The organism is Thermostichus sp. MS-CIW-26, assembly GCF_054059115.1.
The window spans coordinates 26,992-49,188 of the sequence record NZ_JBSSBV010000018.1; the positions used below are offsets into that span (position 1 = coordinate 26,992).

The following is a 22,197-nucleotide window of genomic DNA, read 5'->3' on the forward strand; positions in this document are numbered from 1 at the left end:
GGTTGGTATAGATTGGCTTTTATTCAAAGGGAGTTCCATACATGACCACCTAGACAAAGGTTTATGCCTTGATCATGGTCATTTCAAGTTAGGCTGAGACACTTCCCAACTACTCCGCGTCGCTTCCACAACTATCCTCAACCCCTCTTCCAATGGAACAGTTTCATTCCTCGTTAAAATGACTACAGTCGTTTCAGGTTAGGGTGAGACGCCTAGGCTACTGATCGCGCCAGCGGGACGGAGTCCTTGAAAAGCTTTCTAGCCCTTTGCATTATTGCTCCGCAACGCTGACGCGACCAAGGTTTTAGGTGTGGGTGCAGTGTCCTAGTTTGAATCAAAGTGACCATATAGGATAGGAGCAGCCTGGTCATGACGCACTCAACTATCCCGGGAACCTTGCCAAGACAAATCTTTTGATGGATGCCGTAGAAGCCTGCTTCAGCACGGCTCAGATGCTTTCGGTGCCGTCCCCAAACTGCCTAGCGCTGCGGTTGGCTGAGCGAAGGTCTCAGGCCGGGATCCCAAGGGACAGTTCCTTTGGCGAACGCTCCGTGTAGTAGCAATGGAACAGGCTGAGGTCACCAGCAGCCTGGGGGCTGTGCTAAGATCAGAGACCGTGACAGGTGTTGTTTCAGGAGTTATCCAGGCATGTCTGCAGCAATAGATATCGCTGATGCCACCTTTGAGGCAGAGGTGCTGCGCAGCGATATTCCAGTTCTGGTTGATTTTTGGGCACCTTGGTGTGGCCCCTGTCGGATGGTGGCTCCTGTGGTTCAGGAGATAGCTGAGCAGTATGTTGGCAAAGTTAAGGTTGTAAAAATCAACACCGACGAGAACCCTCAAACTGCCAGCCAGTACGGCATTCGCAGCATTCCCACCCTGATGTTGTTCAAGGGCGGCCAGAAAGTGGATGTGGTGGTTGGCGCCGTACCCAAGGCAACTCTAACCACGATCCTGGAAAAGCACTTCGACACACCTGCCGAAGCCTGAGGGCTATGCCTTGGGTGTTTCAGAGTGTAACTTTTGGGTTCTGGATTAGAACCCAGCTGCCATTTTGTGCCGAGAACTGATTAAAGTAATTCCAGAGAACTTTAGGATCCCAGCTTGACCGATTCCGTTTCTTCCCTTCTGCGAGAGGTTTTTTCCAACGCTGAGACTCGCCTAAAGCAGTTGGAGCATCACCCCAACCGGACAGCCTGGCTGCGTATTGTGCAGTCGCTGCAGCGCATGGGATCCCTAGAGCTGAGCCGTTTGGATGCCAAGATCTTGGCGGCCACTCTTGAGGATCTGGAGCAGGGGTTTGCCGCCTTCCAAAACTATGCTCATCAACGCAAGATCACCGTTTTCGGGTCGGCACGGCTAGGGCCAGAAAGTCCCGAATATCGCCAGGCCCAGTTGTTCGCCTACTGCATCAGTCAACGGGGGTTCATGGTGATGACGGGGGGCGGCGGCGGCATTATGGAAGCCGGCAACCGAGGGGCAGGGCTGGAAAACTCTTTTGGGCTCAATATCCAGCTTCCCTTCGAGCAAATGGCCAATCCCGTCATTGCTGCCAGCGATCGGGTCATCAACTTCAAGTATTTCTTTTCCCGCAAGCTCTTTTTTGTTAAAGAAACCGACGCGCTGGTGCTTTTTCCCGGCGGTTTCGGCACTCAGGATGAAGCCTTTGAATGCCTAACCCTGATGCAAACCGGCAAAACCAAGCTCATGCCCTTGGTGCTGGTGGACAGAACAGGTGGCTGCTACTGGAAAGAATGGGACGAATACGTGCGGGAGCACCTGCTTGGTCGCGGCTTGATCAGCCCAGAAGATCTCTTCCTCTACACCCTAACCGACGATGTGGGAGATGCCTGTCAGCAGATTGTCGATTTTTATCGCGTCTTTCACAGCAATCGCTACGTGCGGGAGCTCCTGGTTTTGCGCTTGAACACCAGACTCTCACCGGAAGCCCTAGACATCTTAAACGAAGAGTTTGCCGATATTCTCGATTCGGGCCGGATCGAGCAAACTAGGGCCTTGCCGGAGGAAGCCGAGGAAGATATTGCCCATCTGCCACGGCTGGTGATGCACTTCAACCAGCGCAACTTTGGACGGCTATGGCAAATGGTGCGCCGGATCAACAAGCTTCACCCGGAACAGCCGGATCCCTTGCAAATGCGCCCTGAACAAAAGTAGATGTATCAGCGCTCTCAGAACCATCCAAGAACCAGCAGCCAATTGTTTTGGTGGTGCTCCCAATGGGCCGGTTGTTTGTCAAAATCTGCGGCATCACCCGTCAGGATCAGGCGGAGGCCATCGCCGCGCTGGGGGTGAGTGCCCTTGGGTTCATCGCGGTGCCCAATACCCCCCGCTATTTGCCCCTCTCGGAAATGGCTCGTTGGGTGGGATCCCTGCCCGACCACGTGGAAAAAGTAGGGGTCTTCCTGGATCAGGATCCCCGCGCCATCGCCGCCTGGGTGGAAACGGTGGGCCTCACGGCTGTCCAGTTGCATGGCCAAGAATCCCCGCAGGATTGTCAGCAATTGGGGAAATGGCTTCCCGGGATCCGCCGCATCAAAGCCCTGCGCATTCGCCAGCCGGCGGATCTGGAAGTAGCCCATCTCTACCGAGACTGTGTGGAGGTGCTGCTTTTGGATGCCTATCACCCCCAACAGGCGGGGGGAACGGGGCGAACCCTGAATTGGCCAGAACTTGCTCGCCTTTCGCGTGAGCGGGCTCTGCCCTTGCCTTGGCTACTGGCCGGTGGTCTGAACCCGGACAATGTTCTGCAGGCACTCAGCCACCTTCAGCCAAGCGGCATCGACCTCTCCAGTGGTGTGGAACGCCACCCCGGCGATAAAGACATAGACAAAGTCCGACACCTGCTGCAGCAGCTCCGCTCCCAGGGGTGGGAGATTGCTCCTGCGCTGCCGCCGATAATGCCAAGCGCAACGGGATGATCATTTGGCTGGGTTCCTACTGCAGCGACTGAATATCCAACCCCGGCTCGAACATCAGCTCTTTCACTTCCCCAAATCGGCCCATCACTCCAAGCTCCCGGTCGTTAAAGGTCACCAACACACCGCCCGCATTGCCGGTACGCAACACGATTGACTGCTCCGCTTCCCAATTCAACTCGGCCCCTGGCTGTAAGGTGGCCTCAAAAACCGTTTGCCCATCGGCGATGACCCGCAACCAGGAAGGGCGCTCCACAACGCGAATATCCAGACGCACCGGCTTGCGCCCCGCCCCCCCTGAGTGAGCTTCCAAGACCTCGGGGAAGACGCCCTGAATGCGCGTCCATTGGTCGAGGGTGGGAAACAGTTGGCGGGCCGTGGGCTGAGCTGCCGACAGAGTAGGATCCGGGGAGTTGGCAGCAGGCGGTTGCTGGCCGGAGCCTTCCCGGCCAACTGTTGGCAGGCTCACCAGCCAACGCCCAAAAGGATTGCCTGTGCCCTCCAAAAGAGCCGATAATCCCCCCACCGTCAGCACAATCAGCACCACATAAGCGGCCCAAAGGTGGAGAGGGCGCAGGGCAAAGGCAGGTTGCTGGCCGACAACAGCAAGAGGAGCTGGCGCGCGGGGGGTTTTGGCCGATAAAAGCGGAGAGGCACGCCGAGAGAGGGTTTCGCCATCCAACCCCAAATAGTCGGCATAGCGCTTGAGAAACCCTTGCACATACACCGGCTCCGGTAACCGGCTCAAGTCAGCTTCCTCCAGCGCCTGCAGATATTGGCAGCGAATGAAAGTATCGTTGGCTACTTCTGTCAACGTCAGTCCCCGTGCCTCCCGTGTTTGCCGCAACAGGGATCCCAGGGCTTCTAAAGAGTGTGCTGGCTCTTGCATCATTTGGCCACCTGCGGAAGAAAGGAGGCTACTGTGAGAGTTTGCACTCAGTTAGAGGCTCTGACGAGCTAATCGCGTGAGCGGGCCGGAGGCCTTAGAGGGCGCTTCCCGAGCGAGGATGAGCTGCTGTGCCCGGTGAGAGGGGCCAGCAAAGCTTGGAGCTCATGGGGATCCAACTGGCGGAACTGGCCTGCTTTCAGGTTGCCCAAGCCCAGTGGGCCAATGGCCTCCCGATGTAAGCTGAGCACCGGATGCCCAAGACGCTCCGCCACCCGCCGAATTTGCCGGTTGCGTCCCTCAAACAACACCACCCTCAGCCAGGAGCAATTGGGATGCTCCCTTTGCCGGAAATCCGGGGCAGGACAAAACTCCACCTCCGCCGGCAGAGTGGTGTACCCCTCTAAGTCTACTCCGTCTCGCCAATGTTGCAGAGTGGCCTGACTCGGATGCCCTTGTACCTGTACCCGGTAGGTTTTGGGCAGATGATAGCGCGGATGGGTCAGCTTCAAGGTCAAGTCGCCATCATTGGTGAGCAGCAAAGCGCCACTGCTGTCCGCATCCAGCCGGCCCACCGGGTAGAGGCGGGTTTGCCGTTTCCAAGATGGGGGGAGCAGATCCAGCACCGTCTTGCGTCCCCAAGGATCTGCACAGGTTGACAAAACCCCCACTGGCTTGTGCAGGAGCAAAACATAGCGCGCCGGATCCTTGGCCAAAGGGATCACTTGCCCATTCACCTCGATGCAATCCCGCTCTGGGTCGGCTTTGGAGCCCAGCTCAGTGACCACCTTCCCATTGACCCGAACGCGCCCGGCCAGGATCCAGGCTTCCACCTGGCGACGCGAGGCCAATCCCTGCTGAGCCAAGAGCTTCTGTAGCCGTTGGGGTTCTGCCATGGGGATTTGAACAGCAAAAGCAGCAACCGAAGCTGGGGGTGCTAGGCGGCAGAGCCTGGGGCCTCCGGCCCGCTTACGTGAACGGGGTTGGAGAGCCGGTCGGACAAATCAGCAGAATTGGAGGGCAACAGCAGCATCTCCGACTGAGACTCTGAGTTTCCTCCTAGAGAATAGCTGAGGCCACAGTCGAACTCTTCTGCCAGCCGACAGACTTCCTTGAGATCTCCCACCGACCAAATGCTCCAACTGCTGCGAATTTGGTTATCCACCCACACTTCCACGCGGTTGCCTTCGATGTGAAGGATGCGCTTGGGCTGGGCTTCTGAAGGGCAGCCTGCAGGCTCGTCCAAGACCTCCGGCCCGCTTACGCGAAGGGAAGATTTTTGCCTCAAGGCCCCCAGAGCCGCCATGAGCTGCGGCAGAGCCAGCAAAAGGTGCTGAGTGGCCTGTTGGGGTTGCCCTTTCAAGCAGGAAACCAAAGCTTCGGTAACACTCTGGTTTAGGGCCTGCAGAGCTTGGAGTGGAGTAGCACCCCCTAGAGAGGGATCCGGTTGCAGTGGGCTTTGAACATCCATGAAAAGGCAGGAAAGGCATGGACAGCAACCTTACAGCCCTTTCGCAGGTTGACCATAACAACGCCGCTGCCCATTGGAGCAGAGCGCTCTGGTTTGCGCAAGCGTGCCGCAGACATGGAGTCCTGTACGGATAGACGATCGGGGGAAGGGCTGTATAGCTCCCTTAAGCCTAACAAATCCAAAAACTTCAGGGCCCGCTTACGCGACACGAACGGTAAAAAATCTTTCTTTCATGTTGTCCGCATTGCTGCAAAGCAAAGGCCCCTCTATCTAGTGGCCATCAAGGCAGATCCTTTGCTCTCTCGTGCAAAGCAGGCTGAGCTCCAGCGCGGATCCCTCGAAATGGTGCAACTATTCGCCGCTCGATTCGTTTTCTTCGCCCTCGGCGGTGTCCTCAACCCCAGCTTGGGATCCCTCCGGTTCCTGGGCCTCAGAGGTCTGTCTCAGTTGGTTAAGCAGAGCCAAAACGCGGGATCCCCGCTCCAAAGAGCGATCCTGCAAAAACACCACCGTTGGCACCCGTCGCAGGCTGAGGCGCTGGCCGATTTCCCGCCGCACAAAGGGTGTGGCCGCCGCTAACCCTTCCATGGCCCGGTGTTGAGCTGTCTCATCCCCATAAATGCTGACGAAGATGCGAGCATTTTGCAGGTCATTGGAAACCTCGACATCCACAATGCTGACCATCCCTGCCCCGACCCGGTCATCTTTGATCTCCGAGAGCAGGATTTGGCTGACCTCTCGTTTGATCAGCTCTGCTACCCGTGCCACCCGTCGCGCTGTCGCCATTTTTGGATACCTAGGCTAACATCATCCGCAAGCCTGCTCTGGCTGGTGTGGAGCTCAGCCCTTGCCGGCTCGATCCCAAGAACAGTAGCCAATGCTACGAGCATCTCTTCCTTCCACCTTTATCCTGAGTCCATGTCCATCTTGCCTTGAGTATGTATACCTAAAGCCATCGATGGATGGATGGAGACGTGATGATCAAGACGCCAGAGGCGCTGCGGCGCTCCATTGAGCAGTTCATGCTGAATGTGACGGAGCCGCTTGACCCGTTGCTCTCGCTGAAGCTGACTCAGCTGGTGGTGATGTTGGGGGATACAGCTTACGCGATGGGATACAGCGATGGCCAGCAAAAGCCAGAGGAGCGCTGCCGCTATTGTCCCAGTCGGGTGTTCGACAGTCTAGAGCTTTGATAGGGTTCTTCAAGGTTCTTTAGAATGTAGCTTCTGGCCGCCCCGGCTCCCAGCCTTGGGGGGGGTGAGTTGAAAGAGGCGGTGGAAACCAGCCAAGATGGGATCCCATTGCTTGGCAGCCTATGACTTCCCCCGTTTTGCTTTGGCATCGTCGCGATCTGCGGTTAGGGGACAACACAGCCCTGCATGAGGCAGCCCAGCGCAGCTCCCAGGTGGTGCCTGTCTTCATTTTCGACCCGCAGATGCTGAGACGGTCGGACATGGCCCCAGCTAGGGTGGCCTTTTTGCTTCAGGCTCTGCAAGAGCTCCAAGAGCGCTACGCCCAGATGGGGATCCCACTGATCTGGCGGCTGGGGGATCCCTCGGTGGAGTTGCGGTGCTTGGCCACAGACCTGGGAGCCAGGGCCGTGTTTTGGAATGCCGATGGGGAGCCGTTCGCCCTACAGCAAGAGAGTCGAGTGCAGGCCAGTTTGGCCGCAGCCGGGATCCAGTCCTTCTCCTACCAAGATATGCTGCTGCACGGGCCGGGGGAAGTGTTGACCCAGGCGGGGGAGCCCTATTCGGTCTTCACTCCCTTCTGGCGCAGGTGGGCGAGCTTGTCCAAGCGGGATCCCTACCCGATTCCCAAAGGGCTACAACCGGTGTCCGGTCTGAAGGCGCAGCCTCTACCGACTTTGGCAGATTTGGGCTTTGTCTGCGACCAGCGGATCCCAGCAGCGGGGGAAGCAGCGGCTCAAGCCCTTTTGGAAGACTTTTGTCAGGGTTTGCGCATTTTGGACTACGAGCGAGCCCGCAACTTCCCGGCTGAGCCGGGCACTTCTCTACTGAGCCCCCACTTGTGCTGGGGAACGATCGGCATTCGCCAGGTGTGGCAAGCCACGCGGGAGGTGGAAGCCGAGGTGCGCAGCCAAGAGGCCGAAAGCAGCTTGCAAACTTGGCGGCAGGAGCTGTGCTGGCGAGAGTTTTACAAGCATGTCTTGGCCCACTGGCCCCACGTGGAAACCGGAGCCTATCGACGAGCCTTCGACGCCCTGGAGTGGGACAATCGGCAGGACTGGTTTCAGGCCTGGTGCACCGGTCAGACGGGCTACCCCATCGTGGATGCGGCCATGCGCCAACTGAACGAAACCGGCTGGATGCACAACCGCTGCCGCATGATTGTGGCCAGCTTCCTGACCAAGGATCTGCTTATCGATTGGCGCTGGGGGGAACGCTACTTTATGCAAAAGCTAGTGGATGGGGATCTGGCGGCCAATAACGGCGGTTGGCAGTGGAGCGCCAGTGTGGGCACGGATCCCAAGCCCCTGCGCATCTTCAACCCGGCCACGCAAGCAGCCCGCTATGACCCGGAAGGAGAGTACATCCGTCGCTATCTGCCGGAGCTGGCACGGCTGGATACGCCGGCTCTGCTGTGGGTGGGAGATGACCCCAAGGGAGCCTGGGCTTTGCGGGAACGGCGAAGCTGTGGCTATCCGGATCCCATTGTGGATCACAAGGTGCAGCAGCAGGCGTTCAAACGGCGCTACCAGGCGGTGCAGCAGGCCTACTCTAGGTCTGTTCGAGACGGTCTCCCCCCTCCTTCCTAGTCCTCTGTGCCGCTGCCCCCTCTCTCGACGACGGCAGACAAAAGGCAAGACAGGTGCCATTTGAAATGACCACAAAGCAGGTCTGTGTAGTTGTAGTCAATTCAGTTGACAATGAGACGGTGTTAAAGGCAAGATGACGTGGGGGTAGACCTCAGGAGGAAGCTTCATGACCTATAGCTTAGACCTGAGAGAGAGAGTCGTAGGGTATGTCCAGGAAGGGGGCAGCCCCACTGCAGCTGCACAGATGTACAAAGTCAGTCGTGCAACGGTTTATCGCTGGCTGAACCGAGAAGACCTGAGGCCGACAAAAGTCAAGACTCGGAAGCGAAAGATAGACTTGGTCGCTCTGCAGCAAGACGTAGAACAGTACCCAGAAGCTCGACTGAAGGATAGAGCCCAGAGGTTTGGCGTCCATCCCAGCGCTATTTACTATGCTCTTAGGAAGATGAAAACAACGCGAAAAAAAAGAGTTAAGGCACCGAGAGCGGGATTGGCAAGAGAGAATCCAAGAGAGAATCAACGACTCTAGGGTCTTGAGGGAGTTGGTTCAGAAGTATGGAAGTGAGAGTTTAGCTTACAATGGGCTCTGCACCGCTGACGCGAATGATGAGAGAATGACGAGACAGGGTTTGGGGAGATACGCACCTGTTTTATGCTTGGCCAAAGAGAGGGGAGAAAGTTTATGGGAAGAGAGAGAGCTGAGTAGCCGGTAGGAGGAAGGAGAGAGGGGGTTTGATAGCCCCGACGCTTTTTCAAGTAGCTCGAATGCGGAAGAATTTGAGGGACCCTAAATGCCGAGTTTGGAGAGGACATCTGTATTGACTCTGGGCAATGGGCCGATTCAAAGGCCTAGGGCCTGCTCGGCGAACGGAAGGGAAGGATAAAGGATTTGATGAAAGCGGCAGGGCAGGAGGTGGTTTTTTGCTGAGGCCCTCGCCAGACTTGAATGAGATTGAGGGTGACTTTAGTGCTCTCAAGAGGGCAAGGATGCATGCTGATAGAGGAACTTCTGTGGATGAAGTGATAAGGCCTGCGGTCCGCTGTTGCAGACGGAACTGTTGTACTGGCTAGCGTCTCATTGTTATTTGGATTGACTATGGCGGCTATTCCAGCAGCAGCGAGAGGAGGGCTAGGGATCTTCAGGGCAGTTGCAGCACCTGAACGGGCGAACCAGCAGGGATCTGGGTTGTCCCTACTGGCAGCACAGCCAAGGCATTACAGCCGGCCAGACTGATGAGATTGCCGGAATTGAGGTTGGCGGCGGGCTGAAATTGGATCCCCTCAGGCCTGACCTGCAGCCGTCCCCAGAGATAGTGTTCCCGCTGACCGTCGGCATGCAGATCCACCGGGCTGAAGGCGGAGAGGATCTGCCAGTAGGGGGGCAGGGATCCGCCCATTTTTCGCAGGGCCGGGTGCAAAAAGCGCCAGAAGGTCACCAGGGCAGAGGCAGGGTTGCCCGGCAGGCCAAAGTAGAGCTTGGGGGGGCCGTGGGGATTGGGAAAACGAGCCACCGTCAGGGGTTTGCCCGGCTTGATGGCCACGCTGCGGATGAAAATCTCGCCTCCCAACTCCTCCAGCACCTTTTCCACCAGGTCAAAATCCCCCACCGATACCCCTCCGGAAGAGATCACCCCATCGGCGGAGGCCAGGGCCTGCTGGACGACCTGCCGCAACACCTGGAGCCGATCCGGCACGATGCCCAACTGGATCGGGATCCCACCCGCTGCCTTGACCAGAGCCGCCAGGCCGTACTGGTTGGAATCCACAACCTGCCCCGGCTCCGGCACCTGCTGGATGGGCACTAGCTCATCCCCTGTCGAGAACAGGGCTACCCGGGGCTGACGAAACACCGGCACCATCGCCTGTCGGATGGCGGCCAAAACGGCCAACTCCGCTCCGCCCAAAGCCTGCCCTGCCGGCAGGAGGGGATCCCCCTGGCGGGCAAAGTCTCCCTGAGGCCGGACAAATTGGCCCCGCTGCGGACGCTGCAAGAGGCGAACGGTTCCTGGCGAAGGTTGCTGCGTGTATTCCTGCATCACCACGGTGTCCGCACCGCTGGGCAAGAGGGAGCCGGTGTAGAGACGCACCGCTTGTCCAGGCTGGAGCTCTCGGGTGGGTGCCTTTCCGGCGGGGAGAGTCTCAATCACCTGCAGCTCACAAGGGATCCCCGCTTGCACATCTTCATGGCGCACGGCATAGCCATCCATACTGGAGGTGGGATGGGCCGGAAAATCCTGGGGGCTATACACAGTTTGGCTGAGAACGCGGCCTTGGGCGGATCCCAGCTCCACCCACTCTGGGCCCAGCGGCTGAACCGCCTGCAAAATCAGGGCTTCTGCTTCCGCCACCGGCAGCATCACGGCTTTTAAACCCCCTTCTCCAACACCTTTCTTCAGCATCCAGAAGTCGGTTCCGCCAAGGCCATTAAATTACAACTTAAACTGCGAACAGCAGCCATGAATTCCGACCTTGGCATGAGAGGTGTATGACCAGGATCCCACCAAGCTCCAGAGCTGGCAAGAAGTCGCAGCAAGTTGCCCATTGGGAGCTGCAGCTCTTTCGAATTCGGGATCCCGGTCTTGCTGGGGAGATGGGGATCCCGGCAGCGTTGCAGCCGGCCACAGGCTATCTGGCTGCCGCGGCTGCGGAAGCTGGATACTGGTCACGTAGCGGGCGTAGCCTTAGAACGACTGAGCGACCAGATAGCTCGAGCGCAGCAAGCGAGGTGTCTATGTTAAATGCCGCCGTCATCCTCACGATCTTCCTTGGCTTCTGGGGAGTCGTGGTTAAGCGCAACCTCATTATGAAGATCCTGTCTATGGATGTCATGAGCACCGGGGTCATCGCCTTCTTCGTGATCTGGGCAGCCCGGAGCGGTGTGTTCACCCCCATCTACAAACCCTGGCGCGAGCTGGACTATGCCGACCCGGTGCCTCAGGGGATCATCCTCACGGCCATCGTCATTGGCCTATCGGTACAAGCCTTGATGTTGGTGGGGGTGATGAAGCTGTCCCGCAATCATCCCACCCTCGAAGTCGAGAGCATCGAACAGGCACTCGCGTCAGGGGCGCAGAGCACTTCTACCGATGACTGAGCTGACGCTGGTGTGGGTGGCATTGCCCTTTCTGCTGGCCTTCACAACCTACTTGATGCCGGCCCTGACCCGTCCCAGCTTGGTGGGGATGGCCGCGCTGACGGTGGCCTATGCGGTGCAGCAGGGGGGCTTGCCCGGCACAACCGCCACACCCCTGGAGCTGCAGCTTTTGGATCACTTCGGGGTGACGCTGCGGATCGATGCCAATGGAGCAGCGATGCTCTTGGCCCACGGCCTGGTCACGCTAGGAGTGGCCCTGTATTTGGATAGACGCTTTGCGGGCAGCCGCTTTCTGGCCATGCAGTTGCTGATCGTCCACGGTAGCGCCAATGCTGTCGTCATCAGTGCCGACCTGATCAGCGTCTACGTTTCCCTGGAGGTGCTCAGCATCGGCGTGTTTTTGCTGCTGACCTACGGGCGGCGGGCTGAGGGCCAACCCACAGTGGAAGAAAATGCTCCGCACCGCGATCGCCAGCTCTGGGTGGGGCTGCGCTACCTTTTCATGAGCAATGTGGCCATGCTCTTCTACCTGATGGGCGCAATCCTGGTCTATGTGCGCACGGGATCCCTGGCGATGAGCAGTTTGGCTATGGCCGACCCCACGGCCTTGGCGCTGATTGCTGTGGGTCTTTTGGCCAAGGGGGCGATCTTCGTTGCCGGCCTGTGGCTGCCCCTCACCTACGTTACCGCGGATCCCGTTGTTGCGGCGGTGCTCAGCGGTTTTACGACCAAAGCAGGAGCCATGGCTTTGGTGCGCTGCAGCGAGGCTTCGCCGGTCTTGGCCCAGGGGTTGCCCTACTTGAGCGCTGGTTCAGCCGTTTTCGGGATCCTACTGGCCCTGATGGCGAGCACGCCCCAGCACCTTCTCGCCTGGAGCTCGGTATCGCAGATGGGATTTGTGATTGCTGCCCCTCAATGGGCAGGTTTGTACGGTCTTGCCCATGGGTTGGCAAAGCCCTTGCTGTTTGTTGGAACAAGCGTGACCCATCCCTGGCGTTGGCCGATGCTGCTCTTGGGGACGGCTTCCCTGGCAGGGGTACCCGGCAGTTTGGGGTATGCAGCCAAGGCCCTCAGCTTATCTGCTCTGGATCCCTGGCACGAGTGGCTGCTGGTGGGGGTTACCGTCGGCACCACTTGTTTAGGCGTGCGAGTGCTGCGGGCACCTGTTTCTCCCATGAAGGGGGCAACCACCTCTGCAACTCCTTGGCAAGATAAAGTGGCACTGGTGCTTTGGGGTGGGGGCTTGCTCTGGGGCTGGCTACCGGCGGCCTATGGCGCTGACAATCTTCTCAAGGCGCTCCTCAGTTTGGGCGTTGGGATCCCCCTAGGCTGGTTTTGGGAGCGGATCCCTTTGAAGGGAGGGTCGGTGAACGAAGGGCTGGAAGCAGTGGTGGGCGGCTTGAGCATAGTGTTGGTGCTGGTTTGGGCTCTGTTAGCTGTGGGGAACTATGGGACGCTACCCTGAGTTGGGTCTATTGGAGATCGGCCTGCGCCTCTTGATTTGGTTTCTGCTGACGGGCAATCTGAGCTGGGACAATGTGGCCATCGGGGTGGCGGCAACGTTGCTGCTGCCGCGCCAGGCTTCCGCACCGGTGCAATGGCGGGATTGGGGGCGAGTGCTCCAGGAAATTCTTCTCGCCATCCCAAGAGCCTACTGGGAAGCCTTCGAGATGATCCTCAAGCCCCACACTGTTGAGGAAGTTGTATACAAACAAACCCTGCCCAACCGTTCAGCAGGGCTGGTGTTTCTGGATATCTTTTTAATTACCTTCACGCCCAAAACCATCGTGCTCAATTGCAATGCCCAAGGCACTTATGAAGTCCATGTGCTCAAGCCGCGGGAGGACGTGTGAACCTACTGCTGTTTCTCCTGACCCTAACGCTGTGCTTGCCCCTGTATGCCGCTTGGCTGAAGGAAGATATTTGGCAGACGATGCTCGCCTTTGCCAGCTTGGCCACAAAGACGGCCATCCTGATTTTGGTGGTGTCGGTGGTGCGGGATGATTGGATGATCGGGATTGTGGGGGTTTTGATTTTGTCGGTGGGCAATGCGGCCTTAATGCTCTTGGCCCATGTACTGAAACGGCTGGAAATGCTTTAGAAAGGCCCTGGGGGTAGGTATGGAAGTCTGGGTGGAAGGTCTGAGCTATCTGTTGTTTGGGATTGGTGTGCTGTTTTGGCTGTGGGGAACGGCGCCGCTCCTTGGGGATCGCTCGATTTTATTTAAGCTGCACGGCCTTTCGGTGTCGGACACCCTGGGCTCGATGAGCATCGTGCTGGGGCTGCTGTTGCGGATCCCACGGGAATGGCCCCTGTTGGTGTTGGCACTGATCTCCCTGGCTATTTGGAATACCATTCTGGGCTATGTGCTGGCGTTTTGCTCGCAGCGCAAGTCCCTATAGGAGGGCAGGATGGAAGAGACCCTGTTGCTGGTGATGGCGTTACTCCTGCCCCTGACGGCAAGCTTGGTGGTGACTCAGACCAATCCCTACCACGCCTTGGTAATGCGAGGGATCCTGGGGACGATTGCCGCCCTGATCTATGCGCTGTTTGGGGCGGCGGATGTGGCTCTGACCGAGGCGCTGGTGGGCACTATGCTTTCCATTACCCTCTACGCCATTGCGGTGCGCTCTTCGCTGAGCATGCGCCTGGGTGTTCTCGAAGGCAGCCCTGTGCTGGAGGCCAGTACCTCAGCAGCACGGCAGTTGTTACAGCAGATGCGCCAAGGGCTACAGCGGTATCACATGCGCTTGGAGTTGACCGCCTATGGGAGTTCAGAGGCGTTGGTGGCTGCTCTTCGCAGCCGGGAGGTACACACCATTGCCCTTGAGCCCGCCGGAGAAGCAGCAGAGTATCGCCTGGTTACACGCGTGCCCCGCCTGCAGGCCATTTTGGCGCAGCAAGCTCTGGCCGCTGAGGTGATGGCGACATGAAGTGGGTGTATGGGATAGCGGTGTTGCTGGCAGCCCTACAGCTCATTGTGGGCGAGGCGGGATCCGTGTCCCCCAATCGCGCAGCGGGCGTAGCTTTAGTCGAGGCAGTGGAGATTCTGGCCAGCGAAAGCGGTGTGCCCAACACGGTGACGGGTCTCATTCTGCGCAACCGCCTCTACGATACGGTCTTTGAAGTGGTGGTGTTTTCTACGGCAATTTTGGGCGCCCAATATCTGCTGGCGGATGAGCAGCCGACAGCCAATGTAGCTCAATTTACCGATATTCCCTCGATTGTGTTGGCGCGAGTGGGGGCCACCATTTCGGCTTTGATTGCGGTGGAGCTGGCCATTCGAGGGCACCTGACGCCGGGCGGGGGCTTTGCTGCTGGGGTGGCAGGAGGGACAGCCATTGGCTTGGTGGCGATCACCGCCTCTTCCGCCTGGATGGAGGCCATCTACAAACGGTGGCGGGCTGCGATGTGGGAGAAGCTGTCGGTGGTGGCGTTTATCGGGGTGGCTGTGATGGCTCTGGCCGGCTGGGAATTGCCCAGAGGGGAGTTGGGGGATCTGTTTAGCGGCGGTTGGATCCCGATTCTTAACATTTTGGTAGCCATCAAGGTGGCGCTGGGATCCTGGGCGGCAGTTTTGATCTTTATTCGCTACCGCGGCTTGTTATGAGGGTCTAAATGGGTTAATGAGAGGTACCCCTGTCCCGGCAAAATCACGGACATTGCGAGTAACCAGGGTAAGTCCGTAAACCAAGGCTGTAGCAGCCAGTTGTTTGTCAATCGCATTTTGAGAGTGAGGTACGCACAGGCTTCCCCATACCTGGGCTTCGGTAATTGTGAAATCAAGAATGTGATCGGCATAGTCATCGACAACCGTTTGCAGCCACCTCTCCAGAAGGTTGGCTTGCAGATGATCGCCGCGATGGCGCATGAGTTCAACGCCTCGGCGGAGTTCGCCCAGCGTGATCACGCTGATGTAGATGCGGGCCTCTTGCTCAATGGCAGTTTGAAGAAATTCTTGAACCCCGGAGTTGGCTTGACTGTGTTTGCGCAGCTCACTGATGACGTTAGTGTCAAGCAAATACGTCATGGGCAGTGTTATCTTGCACCCGCTCAAAGTCTGAATCGTTGCCAACGTTAGGTATCGATCTGAGCACTTCGGCAAAGGACTGTTTCGCAGGCTGGAGTAAGACTTGCTCTAGGATTTTGCGGTGTTCGGCCTCTGCACTAACGCCGTGACGACTAGCCCTTTGTTTGAGAGCTTTGACAATGGCTTCGTCAACATTGCGAACAATTAACGTGGCCATAGAGCGTTTCCTCGATCGGCAGATCCCTGGGCGGCTTTGCTGCGACGGTAGCATTGATATCATCTAAAGTTCAAGTTTTCCCGTCTATTGATACTGATGAAGAAGCTGCCCTTTTGCGGGTTGCCCCAGAGAACTCCTGCCTGCCAGGGATCCAAGCTCTGCCTGCTGTGCATAGCCTTTGAAAGCGCAACACTCAAAAAAGAGGGATCCCGATGAGCAACTTGACCTGCAGGTGACCTCTACAATAGAAGGCTGACTCTGCCACCTCTGGGATCCCTATGCCGCGCCGCACCGATATCCACAAAATCTTGCTCATTGGAGCGGGGCCGATCGTCATTGGCCAAGCCTGTGAGTTCGACTACTCGGGCACCCAAGCCTGCAAAGCCCTGCGGGAAGAGGGCTATGAGGTCGTTTTGGTCAACTCTAACCCCGCCACCATCATGACGGATCCCAGTATGGCGGAGCGCACCTACATCGAGCCGGTGACGGTGGACTTTGTGGCCAAAATTATCGAGCGGGAGCGCCCTGATGCTTTGCTGCCCACCATGGGCGGCCAGACGGCCCTCAACGTGGCGGTGCAACTGGCCCAGCAAGGGATCCTGGAGCAGTACGGGGTGGAGTTGATTGGGGCCAAGCGGGAGGCCATTGAAAAAGCCGAAGACCGGGATCTCTTCAAGCAAGCCATGCAGCGGATTGGCTTGGCCGTGCCCCGCTCTGGCCTGGCCCACACCCTGGAAGAAGCCAAGCAGATTGCCCAGGAGATCGGCTATCCCCTCATCATCCGCCCGGCCTATACCCTGGGGGGCACCGGTGGTGGGGTGGCTTACAACCAGGAGGAGTTTGAAGAGATCTGCGCTGCCGGCTTGGAGGCCAGCCCCGTTTCCCAAATCTTGGTGGAAGAATCGGTCATCGGCTGGAAGGAGTTTGAGCTGGAGGTGATGCGGGATCTGGCGGATAACGTGGTGATCATCTGCTCCATAGAAAACATCGACCCGATGGGGGTGCACACCGGCGACTCCATCACCGTGGCCCCGGCCCAAACCCTCACCGACAAGGAATACCAGCGGCTGCGGGACTATGCCATCGCCATCATGCGCGAAATTGGCGTAGAGACCGGGGGATCCAACGTGCAATTTGCCGTCAACCCTGCCAACGGCGAGGTGCGGGTGATCGAGATGAACCCGCGGGTCTCCCGCTCTTCTGCTTTGGCCAGCAAGGCCACCGGCTTTCCCATCGCCAAAATTGCCGCCAAATTGGCAGTGGGCTACACGCTGCCGGAGATCCCCAACGACATCACCCGCAAAACTCCGGCCAGCTTCGAGCCCACCATCGACTATGTGGTCACCAAGATCCCTCGCTTTGCTTTTGAAAAATTCCCCGGCGCAGAGCCGGTTCTCACCACCCAGATGAAATCGGTGGGGGAGGCGATGGCCATTGGCCGCACTTTTCAAGAATCCATCCAGAAGGCCCTGCGCTCTTTGGAAATCGACCGTCCCGGTTTTGGCAGCGATAGGCCGGAGGTTTTCCCCAAGCCGGAGGAAGTGCGGGCCAACCTGCGCACCCCCAACCCCTTCCGCCTGCTCACCATCCGCACCGCTCTGCTCATGGGCTTTTCTGCCCAGGAGATTGCCCAACTCACCCACATCGATCCCTGGTTTATCGACAAGCTACAGGAGTTGGTGGAGGTGGAGCAAGCCCTCAAGGGGCGGGAGCTGGGATCCCTGAGCGCTGACGACTTGAGACACCTCAAGCAAATGGGCTTCAGCGACCGACAAATTGCTCACCTCACTGGATCCACGGAACATCAGGTGCGGGCCCGTCGCAAAAGCCTGGGGGTGATCCCCACCTACAAAACTGTAGATACCTGCGCCGCCGAATTTGAGGCTGCTACCCCCTACCAGTACTCTACCTACGAGAGCGAGTCGGAGATTTTCCCGGCCCGCAAAGAGAAGGTGATGATCTTGGGAGGTGGCCCCAACCGCATCGGCCAGGGGATCGAATTCGACTACTGCTGTTGTCATGCTGCCTTTGCCCTCAGCCGCCTGGGTTACGAAGCGATCATGGTCAACTCCAACCCGGAAACCGTTTCCACCGACTACGACACCGCTGATCGCCTCTATTTCGAGCCGCTCACCCATGAAGAGGTGATGAACTTGGTGGATGCTGAGCAGCCGGTCGGCCTGATCGTGCAATTTGGCGGCCAAACCCCGCTCAAGCTGGCGCAGGGGCTGGCGGCAGCCCAGGCTCCCATCTGGGGAACTTCCCCCGATTCCATCGACATTGCTGAGGATCGGGGGCGCTTCGAGCGCATCTTGCGGGAGTTGGATATTCGCCAGCCGGCCAACGGCATCGCCCGCAGCGTGGAAGAAAGCTTGGAAATTGCCCGCCGCATCGGCTATCCGGTGGTGGTGCGGCCCAGCTACGTCTTGGGGGGACGGGCTATGGAGATCGTCTATTCCGACCAAGACTTGCAGCGCTACATGCAACTGGCGGTGGCGGTGGATCCGGATCGTCCGGTGCTGGTGGATCAGTTTCTGGAAGAGGCGGTGGAGGTGGATGTGGATGCCATTGCCGACCGCACCGGCGCCGTAACCATCGGCGGCATTCTGGAGCACATCGAGCAGGCCGGGATCCACTCGGGCGATTCGGCCTGTGTATTGCCCAGCCGCACCCTCAGCCCCGAGGTGCTGCGGGTGATCCGCGAGTGGACGGTGAAGTTGGCCCAAGCCCTGAAGGTGGTGGGCCTGATCAACGTGCAATACGCCGTCCAAAAAGGTCAAGTCTATATCCTGGAGGCCAACCCGCGCGCCTCTCGCACCGTACCCTTCGTCAGCAAGGCCATCGGCCATCCGCTGGCAGACTACGCCGCTCAAGTGATGAGCGGCAAAACCCTAGCCGAGCTGGGCTTTACCCAGGAGGTGATCCCCTCCCACATTGCCGTCAAAGAAGCGGTTTTGCCCTTCCACAAGTTTCCCGGCACCGACACGCTGCTGGGGCCGGAGATGCGCTCCACCGGTGAGGTGATGGGCATTGACACGGACTTTGGCCGCGCTTACGCCAAAGCGCAACTGGCGGCGGGGCAGAATCTGCCTCTCCAGGGGACGGTGTTCATCAGCGTCAGCGACCGGGATAAACAGGCGGTCATCCCGGTAGCCCGCGAGTTTGTGGAGCTGGGCTTTCGCCTATTGGCCACCGAAGGAACCCAAAAGGTTTTGGCCGAGCACGGGATCCCGGTGGATAAAGTCCTCAAGCTGCACGAGGGGCGGCCCCACGTCATCGACGCCATCAAAAATCACCAGATTCAGCTCATTATCAACACTCCTTCCGGTGTCGAGGCGCAGCAAGATGGCCAAAAGATCCGCCGCACTGCCCTGGCTTACAAGATCCCTCTGGTGACCACCTTGGCAGGGGCCAAAGCCACCGCGGCTGCCATCCGTGCTTTGCAGTCGGGATCCCTGCAGGTGAAGTGCTTGCAGGATTTTTTCTCTGTCTAGGATTCTGGAGGAAAAAAAGCAGGTCCCGGACGGCACCTCTTTCCTAAACCTATCCTTAAGAAACGTCTGCTCAAGCTTGGCTGCCATCAACTGCCAGTGACCGACCTTCGCCGGGAAGCTCTCAAAGACCTCCAAGTTGCAACATATCGGTGCTGATTTGTATCGACAAATCCATTTTTTTCACAGTCCCGTTGCGAAAGTTAGGGATCCCTGTCGGCGTCCCTAAAACTGTCTAGCCTGAAAGAAGGAGACGCTTTTGGCGGTCGGCGCGGGAAGAGTTTTGCCCCGTTCAAGGAAGCCGACAAAGCAAAGAATGGTTTTGTCTCTTTAGGAGTTGGCCTATGAGTACTGTAGTTCGCCGCTCCTCGGCTGCGCGGCAGCTCTGGAGTTGGAATGGCTTTTGTCAATGGATAACCAGCACCGAAAACCGGCTGTACATCGGCTGGTTTGGCGTGTTGATGATCCCGACGCTGTTGGCGGCTGCCTTTTGTTTTGTAATCGCTTTTATTGCTGCTCCGCCGGTGGATGTGGATGGGATCCGCGAGCCGGTGATCGGCTCTTTGATAGGGGGGAACAATCTCATCTCGGCGGCGGTGGTGCCCACGTCGGCGGCCATCGGCTTGCACTTTTATCCCATTTGGGAAGCCGCCTCTTTGGATGAATGGCTCTACAACGGCGGCCCCTACCAACTGATCGTGCTCCATTTCCTGATCGGGGTGTGGTGCTACCTGGGCCGGCAGTGGGAGCTGAGCTATCGCTTGGGCATGCGTCCCTGGATTGCGGTGGCGTTTTCCGCTCCGGCGGCGGCGGCTACGGCAGTGCTCTTGGTCTACCCCATCGGCCAGGGCAGTTTCTCGGAAGGCTTGCCCCTGGGGATCGCCGGCACCTTCTACTTCATGCTGGCTTTCCAGGCGGAGCACAATATCCTCATGCACCCTGCTAGCTGGCTGGGGGTGGCCGGCGTCTTTGGCGGCGCTCTGCTGGCCTCCCTGCACGGCTCCCTGGTGATCTCCAGCCTAATCCGCGAGACCTCGGAAGAAGAGTCACAAAATGCCGGCTACCGCTTCGGGCAGGAGGAAGTCACCTACAACTTCCTGGCCGGGCACTACGCGTTCTTGGGGCGGCTGGGGTTCCCCGGCCTGGGCCTGAGAAACAGCCGTTCCGTCCACTTCTGGATGGCGGCCCTGCCCACAGTGGGGATTTGGGCGGCGGCAATAGGTATCGGCATAATGGCCTTTAACTTGAACGGCTTGAACTTCAACCAGTCCATCCTGGACAGCCAGGGCCGCTTCATCCCCACCTACGCCGATCTCCTCAACCGCGCCAATCTGGGGATCCAGGTGATGCACGCCCCCAACGCCCATCATTTTCCCTTGCTGCTGGCGGCTCAACCCTAAGGCAGGCTAGGGGCAGTCCAGCCGGAAAGCGCGGTGAATAGCTTGCAAGGCCGGGATCCCTCGATCCCGGCGCACTACACAGCTCACCTTGATCTCCGAGGTGGCGATCATCTCGATGTTGATTCCCGCTTCGGCCAGAGCTGCAAACAGACGGGCAGCGACGCCGGGATAGGTTTCCATCTCAGCGCCGACAATGCTGACCTTGGCAATGTCGTGATCCGCGTCAACGCCTGCCGCCTGGAGTTCTTCGGCCACCTGCCGGCAGACTGCCTCAGCAGCCATCGCTTGATCCTGAGGCACGGTAAAGGCAATGTCGGTACTGGGGATCCCGTTGTGGTAGCCCCGCTGGCTTTGGATGATGGTGTCCACGATGATCCCGGCAGCCGCCAAGCGCCCGAACAAATGGGCGGCAGTTCCCGGACGATCCGGCACTTTGCGAAGGCCCAGCCGCGATTGCTTCAAATCCAAGGCAACACCGCGTACCGGGTGGCTGTCTTGAGGGGCAGCCGGCATCTTTGCCCGATGCAAGTGGGGGATCACCTGGAACGACTCTCCCAGAGCCAAGGCGGCATCACCGGCCCGCTCCGCAGCCACCACACAGCTCACCTTGATCTCGGACATGGAGATCATCTGCAAATTGATCCCGGCCTCGGCCAGCACCTGGAACATTTGCGCCGCGATCCCAGGTCGGCCCATCATCCCCACCCCGGCAATGCTGACTTTGGCCACCGCCTCATCCACAATCACCGCTGCACACTGCAGCTCTTGGCCAATCCGCCGGGCAACGGCTGCAGCCTCGGCCACCTGCGACCGACTGACCGTAAAGGCAATGTCATTGGTGGGCTGGGGCACGGATCCCTGCGGCAAGGAGTCCGTCCCGCTGGCGTGAGCGGCTGTGAACTGGAGCGACTGCAAAATCAAATCCACATTCACCCCTGCCGCCGCGATCCCCTGAAAGAGCTGGGCGGCAATGCCAGGGCGATCCGGCACCCCCACCAACACCAACTTGGCCTGATCCCGATCCAGCTCCACCGTATCCACCGCCAGGCCCAGCTCGATACTGCTGTCGGCAGCACGAGGACGGGGGGGAGGAGAAAGAATGAGAGTGCCCTCGCATCCCGCCTGCAACGGCTCCAAGCTGGAGCGCACCCGCAGCTTCACACCGTAGTTGCGGGCAATTTCCACCGAGCGGGGATGCAGCACCTGGGCCCCCAAGCTGGCCAGCTCCAACATTTCATCACTGGTGATCTCCGGCAACAGCCTGGCCTCAGGCACCTTACGCGGATCCGTGGTGAAGATCCCCGGCACATCGGTGTAGATCTCACACAGCTCTGCTCCCAAAGCCACTGCCAAGGCCACCGCCGTGGTGTCGGATCCCCCCCGACCCAGGGTGGTGATCTCCAGCTCCGCCAGGCTAGTAATCCCCTGGAACCCGGCCACCACCACCACCTCTTCCCGCTCCAGGTGCTGCCACAGGCGGTCGGTGTGGATGTGCAAAATGCGGGCCCGGCTGTGATCCCGAGTGGTGACAATGCCCACCTGGGCTGCCGTCAGGGAAAGGGCAGGACACCCCAAGCGTTGCAGCGCCAAGGCCACCAGGGCAATGCTCACCTGCTCACCGGTGGAAAGGAGCATATCCCATTCCCGCAACTGGGCCGGTGTGGTCGGGGATCCCTGCAAGATCTGCTCCCCCAAGCCCACAAGGCGATCGGTTTCATCCCCCATCGCCGAGACCACCACCACCACCCGATGCCCTGCCTTCACCGTGTGGGCCACCCGTTGAGCCACGGCCTGGATACGCTCCACAGAGCCGACAGAGGTACCGCCGTACTTTTGAACAATTAAGCTGCGTTGCATGAGAGGAGAACGAGGTCAGGGGCGGTTTGGATCCTA

General features: G+C 58.8%; 22 protein-coding genes and 2 pseudogenes. 15 read left to right on the plus strand and 9 right to left on the minus strand.

Going from position 1 to position 22,197, the window contains the following annotated elements:
* Positions 1-648 precede the first annotated feature (648 nt).
* The 3 genes from trxA (at position 649) to ACVWZU_RS07755 (ending at position 2,939) form a co-directional block, all read left to right on the plus strand.
* Positions 649-990 carry a thioredoxin gene (trxA, locus tag ACVWZU_RS07745; protein ID WP_011431863.1) on the plus strand — a complete coding sequence of 114 codons (342 nt, stop codon included), beginning with the start codon at positions 649-651 and terminating at the stop codon, positions 988-990.
* 114 nt (positions 991-1,104) lie between these two features.
* Entirely contained in the window at positions 1,105-2,175 is a 1,071-nt protein-coding gene (locus ACVWZU_RS07750) for an LOG family protein (protein ID WP_457440822.1), read from the plus strand.
* Between the two features lie 71 nt (positions 2,176-2,246).
* Entirely contained in the window at positions 2,247-2,939 is a 693-nt protein-coding gene (locus ACVWZU_RS07755) for a phosphoribosylanthranilate isomerase (RefSeq protein ID WP_457444245.1), read from the plus strand.
* Between the two features lie 16 nt (positions 2,940-2,955).
* Here ACVWZU_RS07755 and ACVWZU_RS07760 read toward each other — a convergent pair whose 3' ends face one another.
* From ACVWZU_RS07760 to rbfA, 5 genes and pseudogenes are all read right to left on the minus strand, one after another.
* Complete coding sequence (locus tag ACVWZU_RS07760) at positions 2,956-3,483, minus strand: DUF4115 domain-containing protein (RefSeq protein ID WP_414408085.1); 528 nt, start codon at positions 3,481-3,483, stop codon at positions 2,956-2,958.
* 132 nt (positions 3,484-3,615) lie between these two features.
* Positions 3,616-3,828, minus strand: a pseudogene (locus ACVWZU_RS07765) (helix-turn-helix domain-containing protein); the annotation flags it as partial.
* 65 nt (positions 3,829-3,893) lie between these two features.
* Positions 3,894-4,718 (minus strand): pseudouridine synthase, encoded by an 825-nt coding sequence (locus tag ACVWZU_RS07770; RefSeq protein ID WP_011431867.1) that lies wholly within the window; start codon positions 4,716-4,718, stop codon positions 3,894-3,896.
* Positions 4,719-4,759: 41 nt separating this feature from the next.
* Positions 4,760-5,293 carry a hypothetical protein gene (locus tag ACVWZU_RS07775; protein ID WP_457444226.1) on the minus strand — a complete coding sequence of 178 codons (534 nt, stop codon included), beginning with the start codon at positions 5,291-5,293 and terminating at the stop codon, positions 4,760-4,762.
* 351 nt (positions 5,294-5,644) lie between these two features.
* Positions 5,645-6,079: a 30S ribosome-binding factor RbfA gene (gene rbfA / locus ACVWZU_RS07780; RefSeq protein WP_414328963.1), complete on the minus strand. Its 435-nt coding sequence runs from the start codon at positions 6,077-6,079 to the stop codon at positions 5,645-5,647.
* A 191-nt stretch (positions 6,080-6,270) separates the two neighbouring features.
* Here rbfA and ACVWZU_RS07785 point away from each other — a divergent pair, with 191 nt between their 5' ends.
* The 3 genes and pseudogenes from ACVWZU_RS07785 to ACVWZU_RS07795 all read left to right on the plus strand — a co-directional run bounded on the left by ACVWZU_RS07785 (position 6,271) and on the right by ACVWZU_RS07795 (position 9,143).
* Positions 6,271-6,486 carry a hypothetical protein gene (locus ACVWZU_RS07785; protein ID WP_238376842.1) on the plus strand — a complete coding sequence of 72 codons (216 nt, stop codon included), beginning with the start codon at positions 6,271-6,273 and terminating at the stop codon, positions 6,484-6,486.
* 122 nt (positions 6,487-6,608) lie between these two features.
* Positions 6,609-8,072: a cryptochrome/photolyase family protein gene (locus ACVWZU_RS07790; protein ID WP_457444228.1), complete on the plus strand. Its 1,464-nt coding sequence runs from the start codon at positions 6,609-6,611 to the stop codon at positions 8,070-8,072.
* Positions 8,073-8,238: 166 nt separating this feature from the next.
* Positions 8,239-9,143, plus strand: a pseudogene (locus ACVWZU_RS07795) (IS630 transposase-related protein).
* 68 nt (positions 9,144-9,211) lie between these two features.
* On the opposite strand, the gene ACVWZU_RS07800 reads toward ACVWZU_RS07795, so the two are convergent.
* Entirely contained in the window at positions 9,212-10,471 is a 1,260-nt protein-coding gene (locus ACVWZU_RS07800) for a molybdopterin molybdotransferase MoeA (protein WP_457444230.1), read from the minus strand.
* A 332-nt stretch (positions 10,472-10,803) separates the two neighbouring features.
* Here ACVWZU_RS07800 and ACVWZU_RS07805 point away from each other — a divergent pair, with 332 nt between their 5' ends.
* From ACVWZU_RS07805 to ACVWZU_RS07835, 7 genes are read left to right on the plus strand one after another with little or no spacing between them, the layout of a single operon-like run.
* On the plus strand, positions 10,804-11,166 hold the full coding sequence (locus ACVWZU_RS07805) for a cation:proton antiporter subunit C (protein ID WP_457444247.1): 363 nt from the start codon (positions 10,804-10,806) through the stop codon (positions 11,164-11,166).
* Complete coding sequence (locus tag ACVWZU_RS07810) at positions 11,159-12,631, plus strand: cation:proton antiporter (RefSeq protein ID WP_457444232.1); 1,473 nt, start codon at positions 11,159-11,161, stop codon at positions 12,629-12,631. The genes ACVWZU_RS07805 and ACVWZU_RS07810 overlap by 8 nt, the downstream gene beginning before the upstream one ends.
* Entirely contained in the window at positions 12,615-13,019 is a 405-nt protein-coding gene (locus ACVWZU_RS07815; RefSeq protein WP_041436089.1) for a Na+/H+ antiporter subunit E, read from the plus strand. The genes ACVWZU_RS07810 and ACVWZU_RS07815 overlap by 17 nt, the downstream gene beginning before the upstream one ends.
* Positions 13,016-13,267, plus strand: a complete 252-nt coding sequence (locus ACVWZU_RS07820) for a hypothetical protein (RefSeq protein WP_011431878.1) — start codon at positions 13,016-13,018, stop codon at positions 13,265-13,267. The genes ACVWZU_RS07815 and ACVWZU_RS07820 overlap by 4 nt, the downstream gene beginning before the upstream one ends.
* A gap of 19 nt (positions 13,268-13,286) precedes the next feature.
* On the plus strand, positions 13,287-13,568 hold the full coding sequence (locus ACVWZU_RS07825) for a monovalent cation/H(+) antiporter subunit G (protein ID WP_457444234.1): 282 nt from the start codon (positions 13,287-13,289) through the stop codon (positions 13,566-13,568).
* Between the two features lie 9 nt (positions 13,569-13,577).
* On the plus strand, positions 13,578-14,099 hold the full coding sequence (locus ACVWZU_RS07830; RefSeq protein WP_414406336.1) for a DUF4040 domain-containing protein: 522 nt from the start codon (positions 13,578-13,580) through the stop codon (positions 14,097-14,099).
* Positions 14,096-14,776 (plus strand): Na(+)/H(+) antiporter subunit B, encoded by a 681-nt coding sequence (locus ACVWZU_RS07835; protein ID WP_457393234.1) that lies wholly within the window; start codon positions 14,096-14,098, stop codon positions 14,774-14,776. The genes ACVWZU_RS07830 and ACVWZU_RS07835 overlap by 4 nt, the downstream gene beginning before the upstream one ends.
* Here the strand turns inward: ACVWZU_RS07835 and ACVWZU_RS07840 are convergent.
* Positions 14,771-15,196: a type II toxin-antitoxin system VapC family toxin gene (locus ACVWZU_RS07840; protein WP_414348624.1), complete on the minus strand. Its 426-nt coding sequence runs from the start codon at positions 15,194-15,196 to the stop codon at positions 14,771-14,773. The two genes, ACVWZU_RS07835 and ACVWZU_RS07840, sit on opposite strands and share 6 nt — an antisense overlap.
* Positions 15,180-15,413: a FitA-like ribbon-helix-helix domain-containing protein gene (locus ACVWZU_RS07845; protein WP_071818136.1), complete on the minus strand. Its 234-nt coding sequence runs from the start codon at positions 15,411-15,413 to the stop codon at positions 15,180-15,182. The genes ACVWZU_RS07840 and ACVWZU_RS07845 overlap by 17 nt, the downstream gene beginning before the upstream one ends.
* A gap of 278 nt (positions 15,414-15,691) precedes the next feature.
* Here ACVWZU_RS07845 and carB point away from each other — a divergent pair, with 278 nt between their 5' ends.
* Both carB and psbA read left to right on the plus strand, forming a co-directional pair.
* Complete coding sequence (gene carB, locus ACVWZU_RS07850; protein ID WP_457444237.1) at positions 15,692-18,907, plus strand: carbamoyl-phosphate synthase large subunit; 3,216 nt, start codon at positions 15,692-15,694, stop codon at positions 18,905-18,907.
* Positions 18,908-19,248: 341 nt separating this feature from the next.
* Positions 19,249-20,304: a photosystem II q(b) protein gene (psbA, locus tag ACVWZU_RS07855; RefSeq protein WP_457388072.1), complete on the plus strand. Its 1,056-nt coding sequence runs from the start codon at positions 19,249-19,251 to the stop codon at positions 20,302-20,304.
* 6 nt (positions 20,305-20,310) lie between these two features.
* Here the strand turns inward: psbA and ACVWZU_RS07860 are convergent, their stop codons facing one another.
* Positions 20,311-22,161 (minus strand): aspartate kinase, encoded by a 1,851-nt coding sequence (locus tag ACVWZU_RS07860; RefSeq protein WP_414375144.1) that lies wholly within the window; start codon positions 22,159-22,161, stop codon positions 20,311-20,313.
* Positions 22,162-22,197: the final 36 nt, after the last annotated feature.